The following is a 22,608-nucleotide window of genomic DNA, read 5'->3' as shown; positions in this document are numbered from 1 at the left end:
GCAATTGCCATTTAAACGTAAACAAGATCCATTATCGAGAAAGCAATTATTAGCAGCCTGTGTTCTTCGCAATCCTGTGATTGAATGGGAGACGAATGACAAAGGGTTTATTGTGCTAACTATTCCTCGACGAAGCGTGGGTTTTTGGACGTTTGTGGGCGGGTTTATGAAGGTTCCGGACACGCATGAGGTAGAGTTAGATAGGATCGGCACCGTTGTGTGGGATATGTGTGACGGGAAGACCAGCGTTGAAGCCATCAGTAAGCGGATTTGTGAAGTCTTCAAAATGAGCCGCCTTGAGGCTGAAATGTCTTTAGGCGATTATCTCAAACAGATTTCTAAGCGAGGTTTCGTAGCTGTTCTTGTGCCGAAGAAGTAGTTTTGGTTTTAAGGATCACTCATTGGTGGGTATGACATGAGCAATAAAGTACAACATGCTAAGGTGCAGTTGCCGATTTCAAGGGCGTATCGCATTGCGATTCAAAGCATTCGAGTGAGATTCTTTCGCTCGATTATTACGGCGATTGGTATCGTATTGGGAATCGCTTTTTATGTTTCAGTCCAAACAACCCGAATGCTGATGGTCGTTGATCGAAATGATCCGTCAATGATTGAGACTGAGGCGCGTTTGAAGTGGCTTGTTTGGGCGAGTTTGTTAATGTGCCTTGTGGGTATCACTAACGCGATGCTTATGTCCGTAACCGAGCGTTATAAAGAGATCGGGACCATGAAATGCTTGGGGGCTACCGATAGCTTTATCGTCAAGATTTTCTTAATAGAATCATGCCTGATGGGGGTTATCGCCTCCACTACAGGAGCGGCGCTTGGATTTGTACTTATTATCCTTGTTAGGGCGCTTGGCGACGGTTGGAAGGTACTTAATCAATTGACATTGCACGGCGTTGGCATGGTGATAGGAAGTGCACTTGCTATCGGAATTGTCCTAACGGTAATTGCAGCGATTGCGCCGGCTATTCGAGCCGCTCGAATGCCCGCAGCCGCTGCTTTGCGGGTTGAAATTTAGAAGTTCAGGCTGCTCGTTATGAGCGGAGCAATAGAAGCGTTTTGTACACTAACTCTTAAGCAGGAGAGATTAAATTGGCGATCGTCACTGGTACTGAATATATAGTTAGAACGCGCGATCTGGTCAAGCAATATACGCTGGGACAGCATATTGTGAAGGCTTTAGATGGGGTATCCCTTGATATTTACAGCGGTGAGTATCTGAGTATTATGGGCCCGTCCGGATCAGGTAAGTCCACACTCTTTAACATGATTGGTGGCTTGGACAAGCCTGAAAGTGGCTCTGTTTTTATTAATGATACGGATATGGCTCAGTTAAGCGCTGCTGAATTGGCCTATCTGAGATGCCATACCATTGGCTATATCTTCCAGACATTCAACCTTATCCCTGTTATGACCGCTCTTGAGAATGTGACATTGCCGATGGTTTTTGCTGGCCTTTCGAGCGATGAATCGCTTGAAAACGGCTTGGAACTTTTAAAATTAGTAGGCCTTGGCGATCGCTTGCACCACAAGCCTAATGAACTATCAGGTGGTCAACAGCAGCGTGTCGCGATCGCCCGTTCATTAGCAAATTCTCCTTCAATCGTACTGGCCGACGAGCCTACCGGTAACCTTGACCTCAAGACCGGTGGTGAAATTATTAAGCTTCTAAAAGATCTTAATACGGAACGAGGATACACGATTATCACTGCAACCCATGACTTGAAGATGCTTGATGTTTCCGATCGTATCGTGTGGATTCGTGATGGCCAGATCGCCAAAGTCGAATTACGTGCAGACCTCGACCTTAAGGTTGGCCACCTTGAAGACAGCGAAAACAAGTAAAACTTCTTTACATCTATTCCAAGAAAGAGTTGAGCTATATGCTCAACTCTTTCTTGTTTTTCCATTATCAACACAAATTCCAGCCTACCCGTTGCCAATTATGCGCGATACACAATTTGGGCTTTGTAAAAATGGAATAAACCAAAAATGGAGGCTGAGCTACCTGGTATATATACTGCAAGTTCGTTTTAGGTGTGAATTTTTTTCGTTATAGTCATCATTTTCGTTTTTTTGTGTTACAATAAGAAATGTACTTTGCGCATTTGCGCTTTTGATTTTTCTGTCTAACAAAACGTCATTTTGTGACGTGCCTTGCCAAAAGGAGTTGAAACAATGCGACTCATGCTTGTTTTATTAGCAGTATTGGGTGTTTTGTTATCTGTTGCCAATGCTCTTGTCGTGAACACTGGAAATAACTATAGATATGTAGTGATATCTGGAGTTCCGCCGCATGCGTTCATTACTCGGCCGATAAGTTCAGTTAACGACTTCGTCAACCATGTCAAAACGACACCGGATGTGATGAAGCGTTATCAGAACTATTATCACCTGTCGAAGAATGAAATACTGGGGTACTTTTCTACTCTACATGTGACCAAGTTGCGTCAGGGGGGCGAGTATCTCGTCTATTACTCACGTAAAAACAACACCGTCGCAACTTGTAGGATGTATATGCCAGCCGGCACTCCTGTTTTTGCGGAAATGACCGGTGAACCAGTCATCAAGATGAATTGCGGCAATCCGATTGGTGTTCGGGATATTCTCCCCCCAACATATAAGGCTCCACAAGTCGTTGTGCCGATATCAGAGATATCACCCCAAGAAATCTCACAAGAAGCTCCGGTTATAGCAGCTGATAATATGGTTCTCACTGAACCGCCACTGGTTGTTGAATCTGCCTCAGCTATTCCATTTATTGAAGGACCCGCATCGGTCATTCCTATCTTGGAGCGTAGTCGAAGTTTACTTGGGTTACTACCGCTACTTGCTGTTGGTGGGCTTAAAGGTCACGATGATCCTGTTCCGGAACCTTCTACCATTAGTATGCTCGCTGTGTCATTCACGTTACTTGGAATAAGCCGGTTTAGGCATAAACATAAATAGGTTTAGAACTAAATTATTGCGATATTTAATCTGACGGTTTAAGCATCGGAAGGACAGGATTAACCCCTGTTCTTCCGATGTTGTTTGTCAGTAAATGCCAAAAACTTTGTAGGTGATAATGCTAAGTTGGCCGTTGAATTACCTGGTATAAATACTGCAAGTTGGCTTCAACTTTAAAAAATTATTTGTTTTACTCTTGCGCTTGTGGTCCTTTCGTGTTACAATAAGAAATGTACTTTGCGCATTAGCGCTTTTGTTTATCTGTCTAACTAATCGTCATTTTATGACGCGCCTTGACAAAAGGAGTTTAAATATGCGACTCACGCTTGTTTTTGCAGCCGTATTGAGCCTTTTGCTCACTACCGCCTATGCTCGTGTAATCCACGAAGACAATATCTATTGGATGTTATGTGAAGGCAAAGATGACATTAGCTTCGTTGCTACCAATGGCGACGGGGAAGTTGATCAATTTGTCTTTGAAATGCTGATGAACCCAACCCAGGCACAACTCGAAGAGAATGCAGGTCGTTTGGTCATTAAGATTGAAGAAACGGTTTACGACAAAAGCGAGTCATTAGCTATGCTTAATCGTGAAGGTATTCAGAATGCTCCATCAGGCTTTCTGTATACGTATACCGTCGCAAATCTGAATTTGCATTATTTAGATAACAACAGCACAGAGGTGCCTCTGGATATTAACTCATTCCATGCATATTGGGGAGTGCCATCCTTAGGGACCTATGTAGTACGTCCGAATGTCCCCCCTCAGATTGGCTGGAACCCTACGAATCCATCGCCACCCGCATGGGAAGCTGTTGGGTTTAATTACATGGTTCCTAGAGGTTCGTCCGTTGGGGGATTATGGGCGGTATCGAATTCTGACAATGATGTTGTCATTCCTGCTGATATTGACGTAATCATCAATGGCAAGAAAGTCCTGGTACATGGCTGGACAACAGGACCTGTTCCTGAGCCAAGTTCTATCAGCGCATTGTTGATAGGCGGGACGTTTATAGCGGGAATTTTACGTCGCAAACGACGATAATTTTATATAAACAAAGTGGCCGTTAGAGCCATCGGTATCCACATAATATATTGCCCGCCTGAAATCAGGTGGGCTTTTCTTTTTATCTACTTATCAGTCCCTGAGCGTTGATAGTAACAAGAGGTATTATTGGGGCATGACTGTTGTTAAGGTTGAAGACCTGTCCAAAACATATAAATCACCCAAGAAAGAGCAGGGACTGCTGGGAACCATTAAATCACTGGTTACACGCGAGATGGTCGAGGTGAAAGCGGTTCAAAATATCAACTTCGAAATCCAAGAAGGTGAGCTTGTTGGATTTCTTGGGCCGAATGGAGCAGGAAAGACTACTACCCTTAAAATGCTTTCTGGAATTATGCATCCTACTACAGGCCGAGCAGAAGTTTTTGGCTATATCCCCTGGAAACGTCAACGAGAAATGCAGAAGCAAATTTCACTGGTTATGGGCCAGAAAATGCAGCTTTGGTGGGATCTGCCGGCCTATGAATCGTTTGTGCTTCTGAAAGAGTTATATGAAGTTGATGACGCCACTTTTAAAAAGCGTCTGAACTTCATGGCAGAGATATTAGAAGTATCCAACTTGCTTCATCAACAAGTGCGAAAACTATCATTGGGTGAGCGCATGAAGTGTGAGTTGATAGCCGCGCTTCTTCATGCGCCTCGAGTTGTATTTCTCGATGAACCAACGATAGGATTGGATGTGGTCTCCCAAAAGCGAATCCGTGAATTCCTTTTGGAAATAAATGCTGCCCAGAAAACTACTGTTCTACTAACCAGCCATTATATGCAGGATGTAGAGGCGGTATGTGAACGGGTTATCATTATCGACCAAGGTCAGCTTATTTTCGACAATTCGCTTAAGGGACTAATCGCTGAACATAGTAAGTCGAAAGTCCTAAGATTGGTTTTTGCTAACCCTGTTACCTGTGATGAGCTGGTACGCTATGGGAAAGTCAGAAATTGTGATGGTCTGAATGCGATTATCGAGGTGCCTCGCGCAGAGACCTCAACTATAGCAGCAGCGATATTAACTCACCTACCTGTCGAAGATATCACCATCGACGAGGCCGATATTGAAGATATTATTCGCGTTGTTTTCGCTGAAGGACGTACCTAATTCACTAATATGGATATATCTGAGCACGATTCGAATGGAGAGAAAACTTTTGTTCTTCCAAAGCAGCTAATGGCCATATCGGCGCTATGGTTTGGGATGAATTTCTTTTGGTCGGTTATTCTGCCCTTATGGCTGCCTGAACGGGTAACTGATTTCGCTGGTGATGCCCAAAAAGGCACCTATCTCTTCTATATAACTTCGATGGGAGCTTTCGTATCTACCCTCATCCAACTCGTAATCGGCCCGATAAGCGATCGTTCGCCTTTTCGCTGGGGACGTAGGCGTCCATATATCTTTTGGGGAACGATCTTAACCATTCCTTGCTTCCTCCTGTTTACAGGCGCCTCTACTTTTGGTATGTTCTTGATTGGATTTGTACTGATTCAGATTATTTTGAATATTGCGACTGGACCATATCAAGCGATTATGCCCGATTTGGTACCACGTCATAAGCATGGTTTGGCTTCTGCTTATATGGGATTTGCCTTAATTTTAGGGCAAGGATGCGCTTTCGTGCTGGCTGGGTTTTTGGTTCGGACGCAAGTGTGGCTGCTGGCATCGATCATGACTGTGATACTAGTTGGAACGATGTTGTGGACGGTTTTAGGCACTCTTGAAAAGCCTTTAGCCGGCAAATGGCAACGAGTAACGCTGAAAGACATTCTGGACATAAGGCTGAAAGGTAATGCAGATTTCGGCTGGCTGATTGTCTCGCGCTTCTTCATAAACCTCGGCTTTTATACAGCGACATTCTTTCTTTATTTCTATATGCGCGATTCAATCGGTCTGGGCGAGAATGCTCTTCGTTCAACGAGCATTTTGCTATTAACCGCAACTTGGGCGGGACTTTTAGGCAACTGGCCTGCAGGACTTGCTGCTGATAGGTATAGCAAGAAGAAAGTTCTATATTTTACGTGCACAATTTTAGGGATTGCGGTTCTTTGGTTTCTCTTTGTGGAATCGGTTATGTGGGTTTATGCTGTGGGTGTCTTATTCGGCATTGGTTGGGGGGCTTTCGCGGCAGTGGATTGGGCTTTAGCGGTTAATTTGGTACCCGTTCGCGAAGCTGGGCGATATATGGCTATCTGGCACCTAGCATGGACTTTGCCACAGGTCATTGCTCCTGCAGTAGGTCCGCTTGGCGATAAGATCAACCGCATCTACGGCCACGGCCTCGGTTGGCGAGTAGCTCTTGGGTTCATTTTAATCTATCTAATAATAGGCGTAGCAGCGGTATCCCGCATTCATGAGCACCCCGTTTCTACTGAGGAAGAAACTTCCTAAGCACTGCCAAAACCTTCCCCTCTAAAAATCACCCCGTTTATGCCTAAAATGATTATTGGGAACTTGACAATAATAGACGCAGGTATTATACTAACAGGATAGTCAGAGATAATAGTAGAGAGCAATCAATGTGCTGCCTGTTATCTTAAAGTTTTATTGAGATCATTACGCGGAGGTATATCATCATGGCAAAAACTGTAGGCATTGATTTAGGTACGACTAACTCAGTCGTTTCTGTATTGGAAGGTGGCGAGCCGGTTGTGATCTCGACAACCGAAGGTGGTCGCATCTGTCCTTCAGTTGTAGCGTTTACAAAAACAGGCGAACGGTTAGTGGGAGCCTTGGCAAAGCGCCAATCGGTTGTTAACCCTGAAAACACTGTCAGTTCCATCAAACGATTTATGGGTAGACGTTACGAAGAAGTCGAAGGAGAGCGCTCGCGCGTGTCTTATAAAATCGTTCGCGGTTCAAATGGCGATGCGAGAGTGTCTATCCCGGTCCTTAGTAAAGAATTCTCTCCGGAGGAGATTTCAGCGATGATCCTCCAAAAGCTCAAAGCTGATGCGGAGGCTTATCTGGGCGAACCGGTTACTCAGGCGGTCATCACTGTTCCTGCATACTTTAACGACGCTCAGCGAACAGCAACTAAAAACGCCGGCGAAATTGCTGGCTTAAACGTATTGCGTATCATCAACGAACCAACTGCCGCTTCATTAGCTTACGGTCTCGATAAAAAGGCGCATGAGACGATCATCGTTTGGGACCTAGGCGGCGGAACCTTCGACGTCTCCGCTTTGGATGTTGGAGAAGGTGTTTTTGAGGTGCTATCGACTAATGGCGATACCCACCTGGGCGGCGACGACTGGGACGACCGAATAGTCACTTTCTTAGCAGATGAGTTCAAAAAACAGAACGGGATCGATCTGCGAAAGGATGCCCAAGCTCTTCAACGACTTCGCGAAGCATCAGAGCGTGCTAAGGTGGAGCTGTCAAATGTTGTCCAAACCACAATCAATCTGCCTTATATTACGGCAGTTGATAACGAGCCTTGCCACTTGGATATAGCAATCACCCGCTCAAAGTTCGAAGAATTGACTCGCGACTTGGTTGATCGGATGAAGAAACCTTTCGAACAGGCTCTTTCTGATGCGAAGATTGACGCGAGCAAACTCGATGAGGTCATTCTTGTTGGCGGCGGTACTCGTATGCCGATGGTACAAGACCTGGTTCGCAAGCTGACCAATAAAGAACCTAACAAGAGCGTGAATCCGGATGAAGTCGTTGCTGTCGGCGCAGCTATTCAAGCGGGTATTTTGGGTGGTGAAGTTAAAGATATTGTCCTTCTTGATGTTACACCGCTTTCTCTGGGTGTTGAAACCCTTGGCGGCGTAACAGACAAGCTCATCGAACGTAATACGACTATCCCCACGCGGCGAGAGCGTACTTATACAACTGCTGCTGACGGTCAGACTGAAGTGGAAGTTCACGTACTTCAGGGAGAACGATCGCTTGCGCGTGACAACAAGTCGCTTGGAAGGTTCCATTTGGCCGGTATTCCTCCGGCTCCTCGAAATGTTCCACAGGTACAGGTCACATTTGACATCGATGCCAACGGCATAATGAATGTTGCGGCGAAAGACCTCGGTACCGGCCGATCGCAGAGCATTACCATTACCGGAGCGGGAACTCTTACTAAAGATGAGATCGACCGCATGGTGAAGGAAGCCGAAGCGATGAAGGATCAGGACGAAAAGGTTAAAGAGGATGCCGAGACGAAGAACAAAGCTGATTCGCTTGCCTATAACGTCGAAAAGAACCTGAAAGACCTTGGCGATAAGATTGAAGGCATGGAGCGAGATCGGCTGCAGAATATGGTCAATGATCTGCGCAACGCTATTCAGGGCAACGATATGGATAACGTTCGCACATTGATGCAGCAGCTCGAACAAGAATCCTATAAGCTTGCGGAACAGATATACAAGACCACAGGAGCCGGTCCTGATGGACAAACAGATGGTTCCGGTCAAGTACCACCTCAAGATGGCGCTGAAGGCCAACAAGGTTCTAGCGAAGAAGTAATCGACGCTGAATTCAAAGAGAAATAACAAATAATTAGGCCAATCCCAGTCCCCCTTACCAAGGGGGACTATAGGGATTTCCGGATAAGATTAAGATTTCCGGATTCTAACACTTAAGACCTATCACCTGAATCCGTCCGGAGGCATGCGGTTATGCCCGCTAAAGACTATTACGAGATACTGGGAGTGCCCAAGAACGCATCGGATAAAGATATTAAGCAGGCTTATCGCAAGCTAGCTCGAAAATATCACCCAGATGTGAATCCTGAGGACAAACAGGCTGAGGAAAAGTTTAAACAGATCAGTGAAGCCTATGAAGTGCTGAGTAATGGCGAAAAACGCCAGCAGTACGACCACTTTGGCGCCGATTGGGAGGCAGTCAACCGTGGTCAGGCTCAACATCAAGAGGGTGGTTTCCCTGGCGGATTTGGACAGCAAGGTCCTGGCGGGGGTGGGTTCTCCGATATCTTTGAGACTTTTCTTGGTGGATTTGGAGGTCAGCCCCGATCATCTCGCACACCCCCTTCCGATATTGAGCAGATAATTGAACTCACTTTGGAAGATGCGTTTAACGGCGTTACGAGAACACTTGTGCTGTCTTCTGAAGATGCTTGCCCAACCTGTAAAGGGGCTGGGGCAGTTGCGGGAACCAACGCTCAGATATGTGCCACCTGTGGTGGATCAGGGCGTATGCGGGATAGAGGGTTTTTCGGAATGAATGCTGCCTGCCCTACGTGTGGAGGGGCAGGTCAGACAAACGTTCAAATGTGTAATCAATGCCGAGGAGTTGGGCAAGTCGAATCATCCCGCAGAGTTGAAGTGAAGGCGCCGGCAGGGATTTCAGAAGGTCAGCGAATTCGAATATCAGGTCAGGGCGTAGCAGGTTCCGATGGACGACGAGGCGACCTTTATCTTCGCGTTCGTCTTAAAACGCATGCGACTTTTGAACGTAAAGAAAGCGATTTATATATTGATGTGCCTGTGTCCTATACGGATGCAATTTTAGGGGCGCAATCAGATGTGCCGACATTAACGGGCAAAGTCTCGATGCGAGTATTGCCTGGAACTCAATCCGGTCAGGTTTATAAGCTTGGTGGACAGGGAATGTCCACGTTGCGTGGAGGGCGTGGTGACCTTTACGCGCGAATTAAAATTACCGTTCCGAAACAAATAACCGCGCGCGAGAGGGAACTCCTAACGGAATTGGCTAAGAGCAAGGAATAATGCATCAAAGGCAGGCAAGCAGCGATGAGTGAGAATGATAATTTAAAAGATGCCCGCTCTGAGCCGGTCTACATGATTAGCGTAGCCGCTAAATTGTGCGACGTGCATGTTCAAACCCTTCGATTATATGAACGTTTGGGACTTATCCGTCCCGCTCGGATTAAAGGAAAGAACCGTCTATATTCCGAATCGGACATCATGCGCGTTCGCCAGATCCAAACATTGACACAGGTGATGGGGGTCAATTTGGCCGGTGTCGAGGTTATTTTTCGTCTGAAAGAGCAGATGGAGGAAATGCGCTCGGAGATGCAGAACGAACTAGAGCGCATGCATTCGGAAGCTACCGCTAAATTGGAGGAGATTGTCAAACAATTTAGTCTCCCCGTTTCTTACAAGGTACCCCTACCCGCCGAAATGCCCCAACTCTCCGAAGACCTCCCCATCCCCCGTTCTACAAGCGGGTGGAAGCATGGTAAGGGATCGTAGTGCTTTTGATGTGTGATTGCGAGGCGGTTTGTGCCGAAGCAACCTCCTCCTGGCCTATCTGATTGCTAATCCTGACCGCCCTTCGATACGGCCCAGAGGCCTACACAGGGTTATACGGGTAGTTTTATTGACAATGACAATGACAATGAGAATGACTCCGGACCCCATCACCTATCACCTTATCCGTAAATACGTACTACGCACTAGGTAGAATTGTTTAAGAATTACAGAGTGAGGTTTTTTGAGAAAGCATTGAAAAGAGCGGCAGCTTAAGCTGCCGCTCTTAGACATCTTCTAGCGTAGTATAGATACTACTTTCTGCGCCTCAGTAAGCCGCATAGACCAAACAGACCAGTACCCAAAGCCAGCATACTATTCGGCTCTGGAACCGGAACGAGTGATGCGTCGTCCACATACCCTGCAGTGTTTTGAATCGAGCTTTCGAGGAAAGCTACCTGGAAGCCGACCCAAGTGGCACCGGATGGCCGTGACGAAACGAAGTTAATTGCTTCCCATGTCAACGGGTTGCTATCGAGAGTTAAGCTGTAGGAGTCTAGGCTGATGCTGGTGTTCCAACTGTTGATACCCGCCCAATAACTCAAGACGATCGAGGCGCTAGCGCCTGGCGCATCCGAGTTAAAATAGGCTGTCGCCTGTAAGGTGGGGTACAAACTAATGTCAGCGAATTGGAGTGTCTGCGTATAAGAACCGGCGCCAGTATTCATTTCGAGCATCCATCTACCGGTCCGAGGAAGGATGCCGCTGTTGCCCGTATTTACATCAGAAGAATTCTCGTATCCCCAGATTCCTGGGGTTAATGGTGTTACAATGCTCCCGAGGGGGGCTAGGTTATTAACCTCAAACCCGTCCTGTACAAGTAGGTTTACGCCAAGCGCAGGACGTACTAATACCGTTAGAACGGCTATTGCCAAGGCTAGTGATACTCGTGACTTCATCGAACTTCTCCTTCCCTGGCTCTAATGCCAGGGAGCCAATTGCAGAACTTTCACGATTCGAATATTTTCGTGGAATCTGAGACTCCTGTCTCAAGCAATCGACTCTTCTTGTTCAGAAACCAATATGATATTTAGAACCCTTTGTGTATGGTTTCTCAGTTCGCATGTTTTAGGGCGGTTTACTTAGAAACCAATTTTTCGTTCTATTATGTATACGCTTTGAGAAAGCGAAACCGCACATAATTAGCCATGATAAGTATATTTATTTTCATTTTTTCTTTTTTGGATATATTTTTCATTGAAAAGTCGACTTAAGGGTCTGTTTTGGCGTCGTAAACTCCACACCACAAGATACCGACAGGGTGTAGATGCACTCCCATCGGTTTGGTTTTGTGTTTCCCCGTTCATAGCACGAGTGGGGCTATCCATCACCTCGGTACTGACTCAAGTTGATGTATCCTTTCGAGCATTTGAAAAGACAGCCCTCGAATCAGGCTAACTTCCGCCATCTGAAATACCAACTTACGGCCCCCATCACCTATCACCTTATCCGTAAATACGTAATACGCACTAGGCTGATTGGCTTTGGTTGAGAAGGTATACTTTTGGGCATGCAGATTCTGTCAGCCATTCAGAACCTATCACAGATGGTATTGAACGAGCCTGATACGGAGAAGGTGCTTCACGCGGTTGCGACTGAAGCGCTTCGATGTACGGGGGCTAACTGGTCGGCGATTGCGTTGGTTGACGAACAGGTTGGGAAGATGCTTTTCCGGTGCACTATTGGTGAAGGGTGGCCTGACAACAAGAAGACTTTTGAACTTGTTGTTACCGATGCCTCAGGGAAGGGAATTACCCCATTCGTAGCTGCAACTGGACGCCCCTATTTATCTGGAGATGTTAATCGGGACTCACATTACTTACCAATGTCCGATCGCACACAAAGTGAATTAGCCGTGCCGGTTCTCGATGCCCATAATCGTGTTCGCGGCGTTTTGAATGTTGAACGAGATAAGAAGAATTCTTTTAATGATGAGCATGTACAGATGCTTCAATCGCTGGCTTCACTCGTTGCGCTTCATCTTCAGCTCAATAGGTATTTAAAGCACCAGCAGGCGTTGGTGAAAATCGGCATGTCTCTGCCAATTAGCGCTGATGAGGAATCACTGCTCGACCAGGTGATGCAAGTGACTGAGGCGCTGCTTCGTTTTGAAGCAAGTTCAATTTTCTTGCTTGATGAAGCTACCGAGCAGATAGTGTTACGCGCTTCGCGTGGAGATCTTCTGGATAAGGTGAACATCGCTCGCTATTCGATCGGTGAAGGGCTTACGGGGTGGGTTGTCGCTAATTTCAAGTCTGTCCGAGCTGAAAACCCTCAGCACGATCAACGCTGGGAGGGAAGACATTTGGAACTGCCCATGGAAGAGATTGGGGCATTTCTTGCGGTGCCGATTTTAACGCGTGACCGATGCGTTGGAGTTATTCGGGTCCTCAGACGAAAGAGCGAGAATCGTTGGCTCAAAAATGCTTTTACGGAAGAGGATGAGGAAGTGCTGACCGCGATTGCGGGCCAGCTTGGCGCTGGGTTAGAGGGGATCCGAATGTTGGGACGCCTTTTGAGGGCGGAACGAATGGCTGCTTGGGGTGAGTTATCGGCGAAGGCAGCGCATGTTTTGGGCAACAGCGCTTTTGCTATCGGTGGTGATATGAATGAACTCATGTACCTAACGAATGAACCGGGAGATCACACTGATCAGTATAGAGAATTAGCGTTGAGCCTTCGACGCGGTATAACCAGGCTAGAGGGTGTGCTTGCCGAATTTCGTGGATTTGTGATGGCAACACAGCTAAATAAAGAAGATGTGGAAATAACGTGTCTTCTTCGCGAAACAATGAAGGAGTTTTATCCTAAACGTAGTAATGTAAAACTGGAACTTAATCTTTGTGAAGATCTTCCTGTAATTCAGGCTGATGTTACCAAGTTGAAACGTCTATTTACTGAGCTGGTTGAAAATTCATTGCATTTTCAAGAAGAAGGAATCATACAGATCAGTAATGAATTAGTACCTCCGGAGGGCGTACCAGAGAATTTAGCGCTAGCGCGAGGAAGATCTTACGTCCGAATAATAGTTGAAGACCAAGGGCCAGGCGTGCCTCATGAACGCAAGAAACGGATTTTCAATCCGTTCAATTCTTCGCGAGTAAAGGGAATGGGGTTGGGCCTTTCCATCGTAAAAGGTATTGTAGATGCGCACGAAGGGGTTATTGTTGAAGACGGGACCCCTGGAGAAGGTGCGCGGTTCGTTATTTATCTGCCACTGCGCAGCAACAAGAATGGAAGGAATAATGGTAATGCATCGAATACTCGTGATTGATGATGAGGAACAAATATTAAACGCGTTAAGGCGTCGTTTGGAGCGTGCCGGTTATGACGTTACTACGGCGGGGGATGAAGCGGGGGCGATAAGAACAATCCTCTCTGAGACCCCCTTTGACGCTGTTGTGACAGATATGTCGATGGATGACGCCGAGAGCGGCCTGCGAGTGCTCCAGGCGGCAATTTCACGCGATCTGTTTGCGGAAGTGATTGTGCTTACAGCATACGGCAATGTTGCGAATGCTGTTGAGTGTATGCGGCGTGGCGCTTTTGATTATCTTGAGAAGAATATTCCTGGCGTGGATGTTTATGAATTGCTGACTATGAAAGTAGAGCAGGCAGTTGATCGCCGGCGTGAAGCTGTGAGAACAGTTGAAAAGTGGGAACGGTTGGCAGCGGAGAAGCAGGTTAAATAGCGTCTTACGCGGTGCGTATCAGATTAAAGCGGAAAGGCGATGGGCTAAAGGATTTAGCTTCGTGCCTCATGTCTATCGCTCTCACTCTGATCTCGCACCACGTAAGCGCATGGACCTAAGCGGCCTCTAAAAAGACCGCGCTTATCTCAACGACTCGGTCCAATCTGATGTCCCCACTGGAAGTAAGTATACAAGCGCCATACATCGGAACAAACGTTACATCGTCAACGCTCACCGTTTCGGACGTTCTATTTCCGTATCGGTCGGCCCAGGTCACTTCGCACGTTTGCCCGATAAACTCTTTGGCTTGTGCAACCAGCATATAGGCGTCACCTCCATTTTGGGAGTGGCTCCAACTGCAATACCATATATAAAGATAGGCTTAAATGGGGTTTAAGGTTATCGGGAACTTTACGAGGTAAGACATGCAAATTGTACTAGATTCTGTTCAATGCACTGACTTTGGTGTTTCTTCACAGCGGGAGTGGCTCGTCACTAACGGCATTGGCGGATATGCATCGAGCACAGTGGCGGGAGCTAATACGAGGCGATATCATGGGCTTCTTGTAGCTGCGCTTGTGCCGCCTACTGACCGGTTTGTGCTTGTCTCCTCTTTAGATGCAAAAGTTGAGCTGAGTGGCCAAGAGTTTTTGCTAAACGCCAACCAGTATCCAGACGCGGTCTATCCCCAGGGGTATCTGCACCTGCAAAAGTTTCTCTTAAACCCGGAGCCGTCATGGTATTACGGCCTTCCTGGGAATTCAACGCTTATAAAGCGCGTTTGGATGGCTCATGGACAGAACACCACTTATGTCACCTATGAGCTTCAGGGGAACAAGCCGATTCGCTTAACCCTTTCGCCTTTAATCGCCTATAAGAACTATCATGAAGAAATGCATCCACGGCCTGGCTTCCCGTTAGATGAAAAGATCGATAAAGAGACAATCACAATAACTTACGATAAGAATTTCCCCCCACTTAAGATGATGGCCCCTAACGCAACCATTACTGAAACTGAAGTATGGTACTACCAGTTCGAGCATCTTCGAGAGCGTGAGCGAGGACTCGATAGTCTGGAAGACCTCTACAATCCTATCGCCTGTTCCTATTATTTAACACCTGGCGAACGGGCTGTAATGATTTTTACTACTGAGCTAAAAGAGGTTGAGACGGATGTAGATGCCGCTTTGTCAGCAGAACGGAAGCGTTTGGCTGATTTGGTTGCATTAAGTGGGCTTAAAGACCCTGTTGCTCAGCTTTTAGCACAGAATTGCGATGCATTTTTGGTCAAAGCCCCCGATCGGACTACTGTGATAGCAGGCTACCCTTGGTTCACAGATTGGGGGCGTGATACGATGATTGCGCTTCCTGGGTTATGCCTGACCACCAAGAGGTATGACGAAGCGCGTGATATCTTGCTCTCCTTTGCAAAGCATGTTAATAAGGGGCTAATTCCCAATCGTTTTCCTGGAGAAGGCCAGCCTCCGGAGTATAACACGGTTGATGCGACGCTCTGGTATGCCAATTCGATCTACAAATACCTGTCAATTAGATGGGATTTAGATTTTGCCCTGGTAATCATGCCAGTTTTATGTAAAATATTTATTGGACATTGCCAAAGTTCGTTGTATAATGTAATTGTAGAAAAGGATGGCCTACTAAGTGCAGGAGAACCTGGTGTTCAACTGACTTGGATGGATGCAAAAGTAGGGGACTGGGTCGTAACGCCTCGAATCGGCAAGCCCGTAGAAATTAACGCGCTTTGGATTAATTTCCTGCGCATAATGGAATGGCTGGCTGGCAAACTGGGGCAACCTACTAAGGAATACGAACAAGCAGCAAGTTTGGCGGAGCTTAGTTTCCGCGAGAAGTTCTGGTATGAAGAAAAGGGTTATTTTTACGATGTAATTAGTGATGGCCCACCTGATACTTCTCTTCGGCCAAATCAGGTGCTTGCAATCAGTCTGCCGTTTGCGCCCGCTGCTAAAGAGCAGGCAGAGTCAGTGATAGAGGTCATTCAGTCTAATCTGTTGACACCTTATGGTTTGAGAACGCTTTCACCGGATGATCCGAGTTATATCGGAACTTATTCGGGTTCTCAGGCATCAAGAGATGCTGCTTACCATCAAGGTACGGTTTGGCCTTGGCTGATGGGTCCGTTTATTGAAGCGTATATTGCCGTAACGAAAGATCGCCCAGGGGCACGAAGAATGATGGTATCCCTGCGCGAACACCTCAAAGAGGCAGGTATGGGCTATATAAGCGAGATATTTGACGGTGATCCACCGCATCATCCGGTAGGATGCATCGCTCAGGCCTGGAGCCAAGCCGAAATGCTTAGAGTATGGGTTGAAGAGCTGGGTACACATTAGCCAGCTTAAGCTGATGCAACGGATCAGTTGTTTTTGATGTTCCGGGTCGTTTCGTAACCGAGTAGCGATAGTTAAGGAAGGTCTCGATTAGTAGCTACACGGGAAAGGAACTTCTTTTCAAGGACAACGGGGATTCCGAATTTACTGTTAGTTTTGTTGGATTTTTCGGGCTATTGTCCGTTATTAACCCTGCAAAGCGAATCCGTAATTAGGCTCCGTCCGTTTGTGTTGGCGATATGAAAAAGGAGGAGAGAAGTGAGCCTTATCGTCTATCCTAATCCGGAATCTCAATTACTGGCTCAGTATATCTGTGGCGATTCGCTATCCGGGAGTGCGCTCGCAGATCGACTGAGATATCAAGTCTTCTATTTGGTGCGGCAATATACGAGTACGTCAGAAGAAGCAGAAGACATTACTCAAGATTGTCTACTTCGTATTTTCGAAGGTATGTCTACCGTCGATCCCGAAAGACCACTCTATCCATGGATATGTGCAATTGCTCGCAACTGCAGTATAAGCTGGATGAGACAGCAATCACGCATCAAATCCATCCCACTGGAAACAGTGACGGAAACTCTCACTAGCGAGAATCAATTCGATAGTGTGGTAAATGGGCACATTGCATTACTTGAGAAAGCTCTTGCTTGTTTGGAACCACTCGATCGCGAGCTTCTCGAGCAAAAATACTATCACGAGCTGAACTATACAGAGATTGGCGCGAAAGTGAACCTCTCGGCGGATTGCGTCCGAAAACGTATCTCACGGGCGCTTGACCGATTGCAAGGCGATCGGAGTGTTATGTCCGTTCTGGAGGAGGAGGTAAAGATGTGAAATGTGAGCAGATTGGGCGAAAGCTGCAATCATATGTTGATGGCGAGCTTACTGATCCCCAACTGCTTGAAAGGTTTGAAATCCACTTAACTAGATGTGAATCTTGCCATCGGTCGGTGTTGGCAAGACGCAAACTAGTCGGGATGCTCAAGGCAATGTTTGGGCTCCAACGCGAAGATTCGACAGTAATGACGCCATTATAAACTAATTATTTCAAGGTTGATTAAACAGCCTAGGTTTGGCGAATTGGTTTAGAACGCAGTATTAAAAGTTGCGGCGTAATAACAAAGCGACGTTGGTTGTATTATTTATAGCCTGATTGTATTATGCAGCTTTGTCAATTAGGTAATCCTGATTGACAAGAGAACGTACTTCTTGCCACGTGGCCAGAGGGATCGCACTGAAGACCTCGATTATTTGAGGATCGAATTGCGAACCGCTATTTCGGCAGACCTCTTCGGAAGCATATTCCATTGGGGCTGCCGGACGATATGGTCTAAAAGAAGTAATAGCATCAAAAGCATCCGCAACAGCGAAAATGCGCGCACCTAAAGGGATTTCATCGCCTTTCAGCTTATGGGGGTAACCAGTCCCGTCATAACGCTCATGATGGTGCAAGACAATATTAGCAGCTTGGTGCAACGCTTCAAAGCGTGCACACATTCGGTAACCGATGAGTGGGTGTTCTTTCATGAGCGCCCACTCATCATCATTTAAAGCCCCCGGCTTATACAAGATACTGTCCGAGACCCCTATTTTGCCTATATCATGCAAAAGAGCGCCCCGTTCAATATTAATAAGTTCATCAATTCCAAGCTTCATCTGCTGAGCCAGCACCATCGTAAAAGCGGCAACCCTTTCCGAATGTCCTTCAGTTTCGGGATCGCGCGTGTCGATAATTCCTAAGAGCGTTTCAAGAAGTCCACGCTGTGTGCGCTGAATCTCCATTTTGTGATCGATTTCTTTACGATGCTTGAGTGATTGACGGATAAGGTTGCGTTCAACGACGATTGCTAGTTCCGAATAGCTATGATTATTGACGATGAAATCGGATGCCCCTTCGATAATTGCGTGGCGCATCATCTCAGTACTCGGTGAATCAGAAGTTAACACGATTGGTAAATGCGGCTTGGTTTTAAGGAATTGCTTTAACAGCTCAAAGCCACCCATCCCCGGAGTATCGACATTAATGAACACCAGGTCGAAGTCCTCAACTGCGAAGAGTGACCATACTTCATTCGGCGATGTTAGAAGCGTAGCTTGATAATTGACGTCATTGAGCGACTCGCACATGCTTGAGCCTGCTGAGGGATTAGGATCAATTACTAGTATACGTGTACCACCTAAGGGTGATTGCCAGATTGGGCGTAATACCAATGGTTCTTCTATGGGAACATACATTAGGAATCCATTCCTCTTAGGTTGCTATTTGGGCTTCCTTGCCCATATAAATCATTTTCCATAACGCCGGTAATATCTACAGCAATATTTTTGAAAATATTTACTCCTAGACGAAGCGGAAATGACAACTTGACAAACTACCTTTTTGTTGCCAAAATAGGCTTACTTCTGATATAAAGCGAGCTAATGAGTAGAATATTTCAACATTTTCAAAACCTGAAGTCTAAAAACGAAGCCGCCCTAGTTGCTTATGTAACGGTCGGCGATCCTGATTATGAGATTTCCAAAAGAGCTGTCTGTACCTTGATTGAAGCGGGTGTTGATGTCGTGGAACTTGGCATCGCATTCAGCGATCCTCTTGCTGATGGACCGGTCATTCAAGCGGCCGCTCAACGCGCATTGTTGGCGGGCACGACTCCCGCGCATACTTTGAAATTAGTTAAAGAGCTTCGCGCAGACTATCAAACCCCTTTAATCGCGATGACCTACTTCAACCCTGTGCTTCAATATGGACTGAGCCGATTTGCTTTTGATGCGGGTCAAGCCGGACTCGATGGAGTGATCCTCACCGACCTGCCCCCTGAGGGAGCGTCTGAGTGGCTCGAAACCGCTAGTCAGAACGGCTTGGACACCATTTTTCTGCTCGCCCCAACGAGCACTGACAAACGAATTCAAATTGTTTGTGAGTCCGGATCGGGATTTGTCTATTGCGTCTCGCGCACTGGGGTGACAGGATCCCGCAGTGATATTCCTCCAGAAGTGTCCGAGTTAGTATCTCGCGTTCGTTCTGCAACCGATAAACCGGTCGTAGTCGGCTTTGGAATTTCTAATGCGGATCATGTTTCGCAAATTAGCGACTTTGCTGACGGTGCGGTTGTGGGCAGCGCGATAGTTGAATTTATTGCAAAGAACCACACCTGTCCTGATTTCGAAGCTCAGTTTTCAGATTTTGTCCAAATGCTCAAAAAGGGGACGCGGAGAAGTTAAGATGTCGACAACGATTGAGACAATGTTCCTTGAAAGCGGAGCGATCCTAAAAGGCCATTTTAAGCTGTCGTCCGGCAAGCATAGCGGAACCTATTTCGAAAAGTTCAGGATTTTAGAACGGCCTCAATACCTCGGTCCGTGCTGTGAACAGCTTGCTGAGCGCTTTGCCGAATCACAAGTCGAGTTAGTCGCCGGCCCAACGGTTGGCGGGGTGCTTATCGCCTACGAAGTTGCGCGCCATCTTAAAACTAATGCTATCTATATCGAGCGTGAAGGCGAAAAGCGAGCTTTGCGTCGAGGCGCTTCTTTCCCAAAAGGAACTCGTGTCTTAGTTGTCGATGACGTCTTGACAACGGGTCTATCAGTCCAAGAGATGATCGATTGTCTGAGAGCTTTGGAGGCAGAAGTGGTCGGTGTCGGACTGCTTGTTGACCGTTCGGGCAAGCCAATCGATTTTGGCGTACGAACGGAAGCCTTGTGGACGACTCCTGCAGAAAGCTACGAGCCTGATAAATGCCCACTCTGCGACTCCGGAATCCCTCTCAACTCACCAGGCTCCCGTCACACACCCTAGGAGGAAGCGGATGAATTCACCATTCGGTGAGAACGCTGCCAAATTCGCTGCCATAGCCTTCGTATTCGTCCTTGGCTTTGTGGCCTTATGGTTCTTTTACCTTGGGTTCAAGGATTTCCATACATACGGTTTCAGCTTCGCGATCCGTTTGGCTTTCTTATTCACGTTCCTGACACTATTCGTAGCTAGAGCTGTCTACGTCGAATTAAAAAAGTGATTATGGTATAGTGTTTTTAGGAAGAAATTCAATGCAAACCAATCTCAAAACAAAAGGTTTCACACTAATTGAATTGCTGGTGGTGATAGCGATTATCGTTATCTTGGCGGCGATTCTCTTTCCTGTCTTTGCCGCAGCCAGGGAAAAGGCGCGCTTGGCCTCTTGCACGAGCAATATGGGCCAGCTTGGCCGTGGTTTTATGCTATATGCTGGAGATTGGAACGAACACTTTCCTAGTGATGCTTGGGTTGGCAATTGCAGCCCATGTGATGAAATCGCTTATCCAAATTTGGGCAGTCTGTGGACATACACCAAGAATATACAGATTTACCACTGCCCATCCAACTATAAAAAAGTGCATAAATTGCGCTGGAAGGCGGGTGCTTCCGAGTGGTTCGATGGCAGAATCGCCCAAGTCACTTATACGATAAATTACACTTTAGTCAAAAAATCATTGGCGTATGTAAATTTCCCTTCTGACACCTTCCTGCTCTATGATGAGAGCGCTACCACCGTCAATGATGGTTCATATGTTCCGACTACTTACGATATTAATGGTGATCAACATACTGGCGGTGCTGTCGTCCTCTCAACTGACGGTCATGCGCAGAGTTATCCTTTAAATTCTATCGGAAACTCGACCACTAAAGGTTCCCTCTATTGCCGTTACAAGGCTACCCGAAGAGTGCTAAACAGCCGCTGGCAAGACGGTTGTCCGTAGGACTGTAATTTAGTGGTAGTTTGTACAAGTGAATCTTTCTCATTCACCTATTCATGTGCCATACTTTTTGAGAACTTAGAAAGGAAATGACTATGCCAGGCTATTTACCGACCGCTATTCCTACCCCTCGACAACTTGAATACCAGGATTGGGAGATGGGATTATTCCTTCACTTTGGGATTCGAACGTTTTATGAAGGGCATTTGGACTGGGATGGCAAGCCGATGCCGGCGGAGGGGTTTACTCCGAGCCAATTTGATGCCAATAACTGGGTTGAAGCGGTCAAAGAAGCGGGGATGAAATACGCTGTATTTGTGTGCAAGCACCATGATGGGTTCGCCAACTGGCCTTCTAAGTTCTCCAACTACACCGTTGCCCAAACCCCCTGGAAAGAGGGTAAAGGCGATGTGGTAGACGAGTTTGTGACCTCCTGCCGTAAGAATGACATCAAGATTGGCTTCTATTACTCACCGGCTGAATGGGGTTCGCCGGTGTATGAAGATGAAAATGCTTATGATGACCATTTCATCAACCAGGTGAGCGAGCTTCTGGGCAACTACGGCGAGATTGATATGCTCTGGTTCGACGGCTGCGGGTCAGGGGACCATGTGTATGATTGGAAGCGTATCGTCGGCGAGATTCGGCGGCTTCAGCCTAATATTTTGGTTTTCAGCATGGGCGATCCCGATTACCGATGGGTCGGAAACGAGATGGGCATGGCTGAGTTGCCGAATTGGAATACAGTCCCGTTTACCTCTAACGCCCAAGTGGTTGATAACGCAGAAGAAGTGCGCTGGCTGCCTGCCGAGTGCGACTGTATGATGCGCTGGGGTAACTGGTTCTACAGTGATTCCGATGTGCACACCGTCAAATCGCTCGATGTTTTAATGGGGCTTTACTATTTATCGGTCGGCCGTGGGGCGAATTTATTGCTCAATATCGGCCCCGACCGACGCGGTTTATTGCCCGATGGTGATCATGCGCGATTGCTGGAATTCGGCGCAGAAGTTAAGCGTCGATTTAGCCAACCTTTCGCTTGCATGAACGATGGGGAGGTTACGGAAACAGGCTGGCAGTATGTCCCACCAAAGCCGTTCAATATCGACCATGTCGTGATTCAAGAGGACCTTACTGAAGGCGAAGCAATTCGAAGTTTTGAAATCAAAATCCGTCCCTGGTATGGCGAGGAGATGATTACGGTATATAAGGGAGAAAACATCGGCCATAAAGCCATTTGCCGTATCCCTCCAGTGGTCGCATTTAAAGTAGCCGTAGAAATCACCAACTCCGACCGCCCCGCCAAACTTCGCAATGTGGAGTTATTCAAAACCTACTAAGCCGGTTTGATAGGGGCATAAATATAGAGTTTGCCGGTTTTGGGGTACTCATCGGTGTAGAGTTCGAACCACGGATAGGTGGCGCACTCGCATTTGCCGGTATGAAGATAGTCACAGAGGTTTTTCCATTCAGAATGGGCTTTTACCCAGGCGTAAGCCTCGCCAAAAGCCTGTTTTAGCTCATTAAGGGATTTTACAGTGAAGGCCGCATAAGTGCCTGCGCCTATATT

At 46.9% G+C, this 22,608-nt stretch carries 25 protein-coding genes; 21 read left to right on the top strand and 4 right to left on the bottom strand.

Annotated elements, in window-relative coordinates; all coding sequences use genetic code 11:
- Positions 1-4 precede the first annotated feature (4 nt).
- The 10 genes from WCO51_00290 (at position 5) to WCO51_00245 (ending at position 10,189) form a co-directional block, all read left to right on the top strand.
- Positions 5-379: a PqqD family protein gene (locus WCO51_00290; protein ID MEI6511700.1), complete on the top strand. Its 375-nt coding sequence runs from the start codon at positions 5-7 to the stop codon at positions 377-379.
- A gap of 36 nt (positions 380-415) precedes the next feature.
- Positions 416-1,024, top strand: coding sequence for an FtsX-like permease family protein (locus tag WCO51_00285; GenBank protein ID MEI6511699.1), 609 nt, complete (start codon positions 416-418; stop codon positions 1,022-1,024).
- 74 nt (positions 1,025-1,098) lie between these two features.
- Positions 1,099-1,851, top strand: a complete 753-nt coding sequence (locus tag WCO51_00280) for an ABC transporter ATP-binding protein (GenBank protein ID MEI6511698.1) — start codon at positions 1,099-1,101, stop codon at positions 1,849-1,851.
- 333 nt (positions 1,852-2,184) lie between these two features.
- Entirely contained in the window at positions 2,185-2,955 is a 771-nt protein-coding gene (locus WCO51_00275; GenBank protein MEI6511697.1) for a hypothetical protein, read from the top strand.
- A gap of 313 nt (positions 2,956-3,268) precedes the next feature.
- Complete coding sequence (locus tag WCO51_00270) at positions 3,269-4,000, top strand: PEP-CTERM sorting domain-containing protein (GenBank protein MEI6511696.1); 732 nt, start codon at positions 3,269-3,271, stop codon at positions 3,998-4,000.
- 136 nt (positions 4,001-4,136) lie between these two features.
- Positions 4,137-5,117, top strand: a complete 981-nt coding sequence (locus WCO51_00265) for an ATP-binding cassette domain-containing protein (GenBank protein ID MEI6511695.1) — start codon at positions 4,137-4,139, stop codon at positions 5,115-5,117.
- 9 nt (positions 5,118-5,126) lie between these two features.
- Positions 5,127-6,401 (top strand): MFS transporter, encoded by a 1,275-nt coding sequence (locus tag WCO51_00260; GenBank protein ID MEI6511694.1) that lies wholly within the window; start codon positions 5,127-5,129, stop codon positions 6,399-6,401.
- A gap of 185 nt (positions 6,402-6,586) precedes the next feature.
- Entirely contained in the window at positions 6,587-8,506 is a 1,920-nt protein-coding gene (gene dnaK, locus WCO51_00255; GenBank protein MEI6511693.1) for a molecular chaperone DnaK, read from the top strand.
- Positions 8,507-8,632: 126 nt separating this feature from the next.
- Positions 8,633-9,703 (top strand): molecular chaperone DnaJ, encoded by a 1,071-nt coding sequence (dnaJ, locus tag WCO51_00250; protein ID MEI6511692.1) that lies wholly within the window; start codon positions 8,633-8,635, stop codon positions 9,701-9,703.
- Between the two features lie 24 nt (positions 9,704-9,727).
- Positions 9,728-10,189 carry a helix-turn-helix transcriptional regulator gene (locus tag WCO51_00245; protein ID MEI6511691.1) on the top strand — a complete coding sequence of 154 codons (462 nt, stop codon included), beginning with the start codon at positions 9,728-9,730 and terminating at the stop codon, positions 10,187-10,189.
- Positions 10,190-10,500: 311 nt separating this feature from the next.
- Here the strand turns inward: WCO51_00245 and WCO51_00240 are convergent, their stop codons facing one another.
- Entirely contained in the window at positions 10,501-11,145 is a 645-nt protein-coding gene (locus tag WCO51_00240; GenBank protein MEI6511690.1) for a PEP-CTERM sorting domain-containing protein, read from the bottom strand.
- Positions 11,146-11,443: 298 nt separating this feature from the next.
- Here WCO51_00240 and WCO51_00235 point away from each other — a divergent pair, with 298 nt between their 5' ends.
- From WCO51_00235 to WCO51_00225, 3 genes are all read left to right on the top strand, one after another.
- The gene (locus tag WCO51_00235; GenBank protein MEI6511689.1) at positions 11,444-11,644 is read left to right on the top strand and encodes a hypothetical protein; all 201 of its coding nucleotides are present in this window, start codon (positions 11,444-11,446) and stop codon (positions 11,642-11,644) included.
- Between the two features lie 112 nt (positions 11,645-11,756).
- Entirely contained in the window at positions 11,757-13,520 is a 1,764-nt protein-coding gene (locus tag WCO51_00230) for a GAF domain-containing protein (GenBank protein MEI6511688.1), read from the top strand.
- The gene (locus WCO51_00225) at positions 13,498-13,938 is read left to right on the top strand and encodes a response regulator (GenBank protein ID MEI6511687.1); all 441 of its coding nucleotides are present in this window, start codon (positions 13,498-13,500) and stop codon (positions 13,936-13,938) included. Before WCO51_00230 ends, WCO51_00225 begins: the two co-directional genes overlap by 23 nt.
- 115 nt (positions 13,939-14,053) lie before the next feature.
- Here WCO51_00225 and WCO51_00220 read toward each other — a convergent pair whose 3' ends face one another.
- Positions 14,054-14,260 (bottom strand): hypothetical protein, encoded by a 207-nt coding sequence (locus tag WCO51_00220; protein MEI6511686.1) that lies wholly within the window; start codon positions 14,258-14,260, stop codon positions 14,054-14,056.
- Between the two features lie 103 nt (positions 14,261-14,363).
- Between WCO51_00220 and WCO51_00215 the strand changes: the two genes are divergently transcribed.
- From WCO51_00215 to WCO51_00205, 3 genes are all read left to right on the top strand, one after another.
- Entirely contained in the window at positions 14,364-16,310 is a 1,947-nt protein-coding gene (locus WCO51_00215) for an amylo-alpha-1,6-glucosidase (protein MEI6511685.1), read from the top strand.
- Between the two features lie 255 nt (positions 16,311-16,565).
- The gene (locus WCO51_00210; protein ID MEI6511684.1) at positions 16,566-17,141 is read left to right on the top strand and encodes an RNA polymerase sigma factor; all 576 of its coding nucleotides are present in this window, start codon (positions 16,566-16,568) and stop codon (positions 17,139-17,141) included.
- Positions 17,138-17,344 (top strand): zf-HC2 domain-containing protein, encoded by a 207-nt coding sequence (locus WCO51_00205; GenBank protein MEI6511683.1) that lies wholly within the window; start codon positions 17,138-17,140, stop codon positions 17,342-17,344. The genes WCO51_00210 and WCO51_00205 overlap by 4 nt, the downstream gene beginning before the upstream one ends.
- 121 nt (positions 17,345-17,465) lie before the next feature.
- On the opposite strand, the gene WCO51_00200 is transcribed toward WCO51_00205, so the two are convergent.
- The gene (locus tag WCO51_00200) at positions 17,466-18,542 is read right to left on the bottom strand and encodes an HD domain-containing phosphohydrolase (GenBank protein ID MEI6511682.1); all 1,077 of its coding nucleotides are present in this window, start codon (positions 18,540-18,542) and stop codon (positions 17,466-17,468) included.
- Positions 18,543-18,728: 186 nt separating this feature from the next.
- Between WCO51_00200 and trpA the strand changes: the two genes are divergently transcribed.
- From trpA to WCO51_00175, 5 genes are all read left to right on the top strand, one after another.
- A complete protein-coding gene (gene trpA, locus WCO51_00195) occupies positions 18,729-19,529 on the top strand; it encodes a tryptophan synthase subunit alpha (GenBank protein ID MEI6511681.1) in 801 nt (266 codons plus the stop codon).
- Position 19,530: 1 nt separating this feature from the next.
- The gene (pyrE, locus tag WCO51_00190) at positions 19,531-20,103 is read left to right on the top strand and encodes an orotate phosphoribosyltransferase (GenBank protein ID MEI6511680.1); all 573 of its coding nucleotides are present in this window, start codon (positions 19,531-19,533) and stop codon (positions 20,101-20,103) included.
- A gap of 10 nt (positions 20,104-20,113) precedes the next feature.
- On the top strand, positions 20,114-20,320 hold the full coding sequence (locus WCO51_00185; protein ID MEI6511679.1) for a hypothetical protein: 207 nt from the start codon (positions 20,114-20,116) through the stop codon (positions 20,318-20,320).
- Positions 20,321-20,351: 31 nt separating this feature from the next.
- Positions 20,352-21,041, top strand: a complete 690-nt coding sequence (locus WCO51_00180; protein ID MEI6511678.1) for a prepilin-type N-terminal cleavage/methylation domain-containing protein — start codon at positions 20,352-20,354, stop codon at positions 21,039-21,041.
- 92 nt (positions 21,042-21,133) lie between these two features.
- A complete protein-coding gene (locus tag WCO51_00175; protein ID MEI6511677.1) occupies positions 21,134-22,378 on the top strand; it encodes an alpha-L-fucosidase in 1,245 nt (414 codons plus the stop codon).
- Here the strand turns inward: WCO51_00175 and WCO51_00170 are convergent.
- On the bottom strand, positions 22,375-22,608 hold a 234-nt coding region (locus WCO51_00170), incomplete at its 5' end, for a hypothetical protein (protein MEI6511676.1). The two genes, WCO51_00175 and WCO51_00170, sit on opposite strands and share 4 nt — an antisense overlap.

It is taken from the genome of bacterium (assembly GCA_037131655.1).
Lineage (GTDB): Bacteria > Armatimonadota > Fimbriimonadia > Fimbriimonadales > JBAXQP01 > JBAXQP01.
Note: the sequence above shows the minus strand (reverse complement) of the source record. Positions and strands in the feature narration are given on the sequence as shown.

Coding starts and splice junctions, on each gene's coding strand:
- WCO51_00285 (MEI6511699.1), top strand. CDS start 416: ATGAGCAATAAAGTACAACATGCTAAGGTGCAGTTGCCGATTTCAAGG.
- WCO51_00275 (MEI6511697.1), top strand. CDS start 2,185: ATGCGACTCATGCTTGTTTTATTAGCAGTATTGGGTGTTTTGTTATCT.
- WCO51_00270 (MEI6511696.1), top strand. CDS start 3,269: ATGCGACTCACGCTTGTTTTTGCAGCCGTATTGAGCCTTTTGCTCACT.
- WCO51_00265 (MEI6511695.1), top strand. CDS start 4,137: ATGACTGTTGTTAAGGTTGAAGACCTGTCCAAAACATATAAATCACCC.
- WCO51_00260 (MEI6511694.1), top strand. CDS start 5,127: ATGGATATATCTGAGCACGATTCGAATGGAGAGAAAACTTTTGTTCTT.
- dnaK (MEI6511693.1), top strand. CDS start 6,587: ATGGCAAAAACTGTAGGCATTGATTTAGGTACGACTAACTCAGTCGTT.
- dnaJ (MEI6511692.1), top strand. CDS start 8,633: ATGCCCGCTAAAGACTATTACGAGATACTGGGAGTGCCCAAGAACGCA.
- WCO51_00245 (MEI6511691.1), top strand. CDS start 9,728: ATGAGTGAGAATGATAATTTAAAAGATGCCCGCTCTGAGCCGGTCTAC.
- WCO51_00240 (MEI6511690.1), bottom strand. CDS start 11,145: ATGAAGTCACGAGTATCACTAGCCTTGGCAATAGCCGTTCTAACGGTA.
- WCO51_00230 (MEI6511688.1), top strand. CDS start 11,757: ATGCAGATTCTGTCAGCCATTCAGAACCTATCACAGATGGTATTGAAC.
- WCO51_00225 (MEI6511687.1), top strand. CDS start 13,498: ATGCATCGAATACTCGTGATTGATGATGAGGAACAAATATTAAACGCG.
- WCO51_00220 (MEI6511686.1), bottom strand. CDS start 14,260: ATGCTGGTTGCACAAGCCAAAGAGTTTATCGGGCAAACGTGCGAAGTG.
- WCO51_00215 (MEI6511685.1), top strand. CDS start 14,364: ATGCAAATTGTACTAGATTCTGTTCAATGCACTGACTTTGGTGTTTCT.
- WCO51_00200 (MEI6511682.1), bottom strand. CDS start 18,542: ATGTATGTTCCCATAGAAGAACCATTGGTATTACGCCCAATCTGGCAA.
- trpA (MEI6511681.1), top strand. CDS start 18,729: ATGAGTAGAATATTTCAACATTTTCAAAACCTGAAGTCTAAAAACGAA.
- pyrE (MEI6511680.1), top strand. CDS start 19,531: ATGTCGACAACGATTGAGACAATGTTCCTTGAAAGCGGAGCGATCCTA.
- WCO51_00185 (MEI6511679.1), top strand. CDS start 20,114: ATGAATTCACCATTCGGTGAGAACGCTGCCAAATTCGCTGCCATAGCC.
- WCO51_00180 (MEI6511678.1), top strand. CDS start 20,352: ATGCAAACCAATCTCAAAACAAAAGGTTTCACACTAATTGAATTGCTG.
- WCO51_00175 (MEI6511677.1), top strand. CDS start 21,134: ATGCCAGGCTATTTACCGACCGCTATTCCTACCCCTCGACAACTTGAA.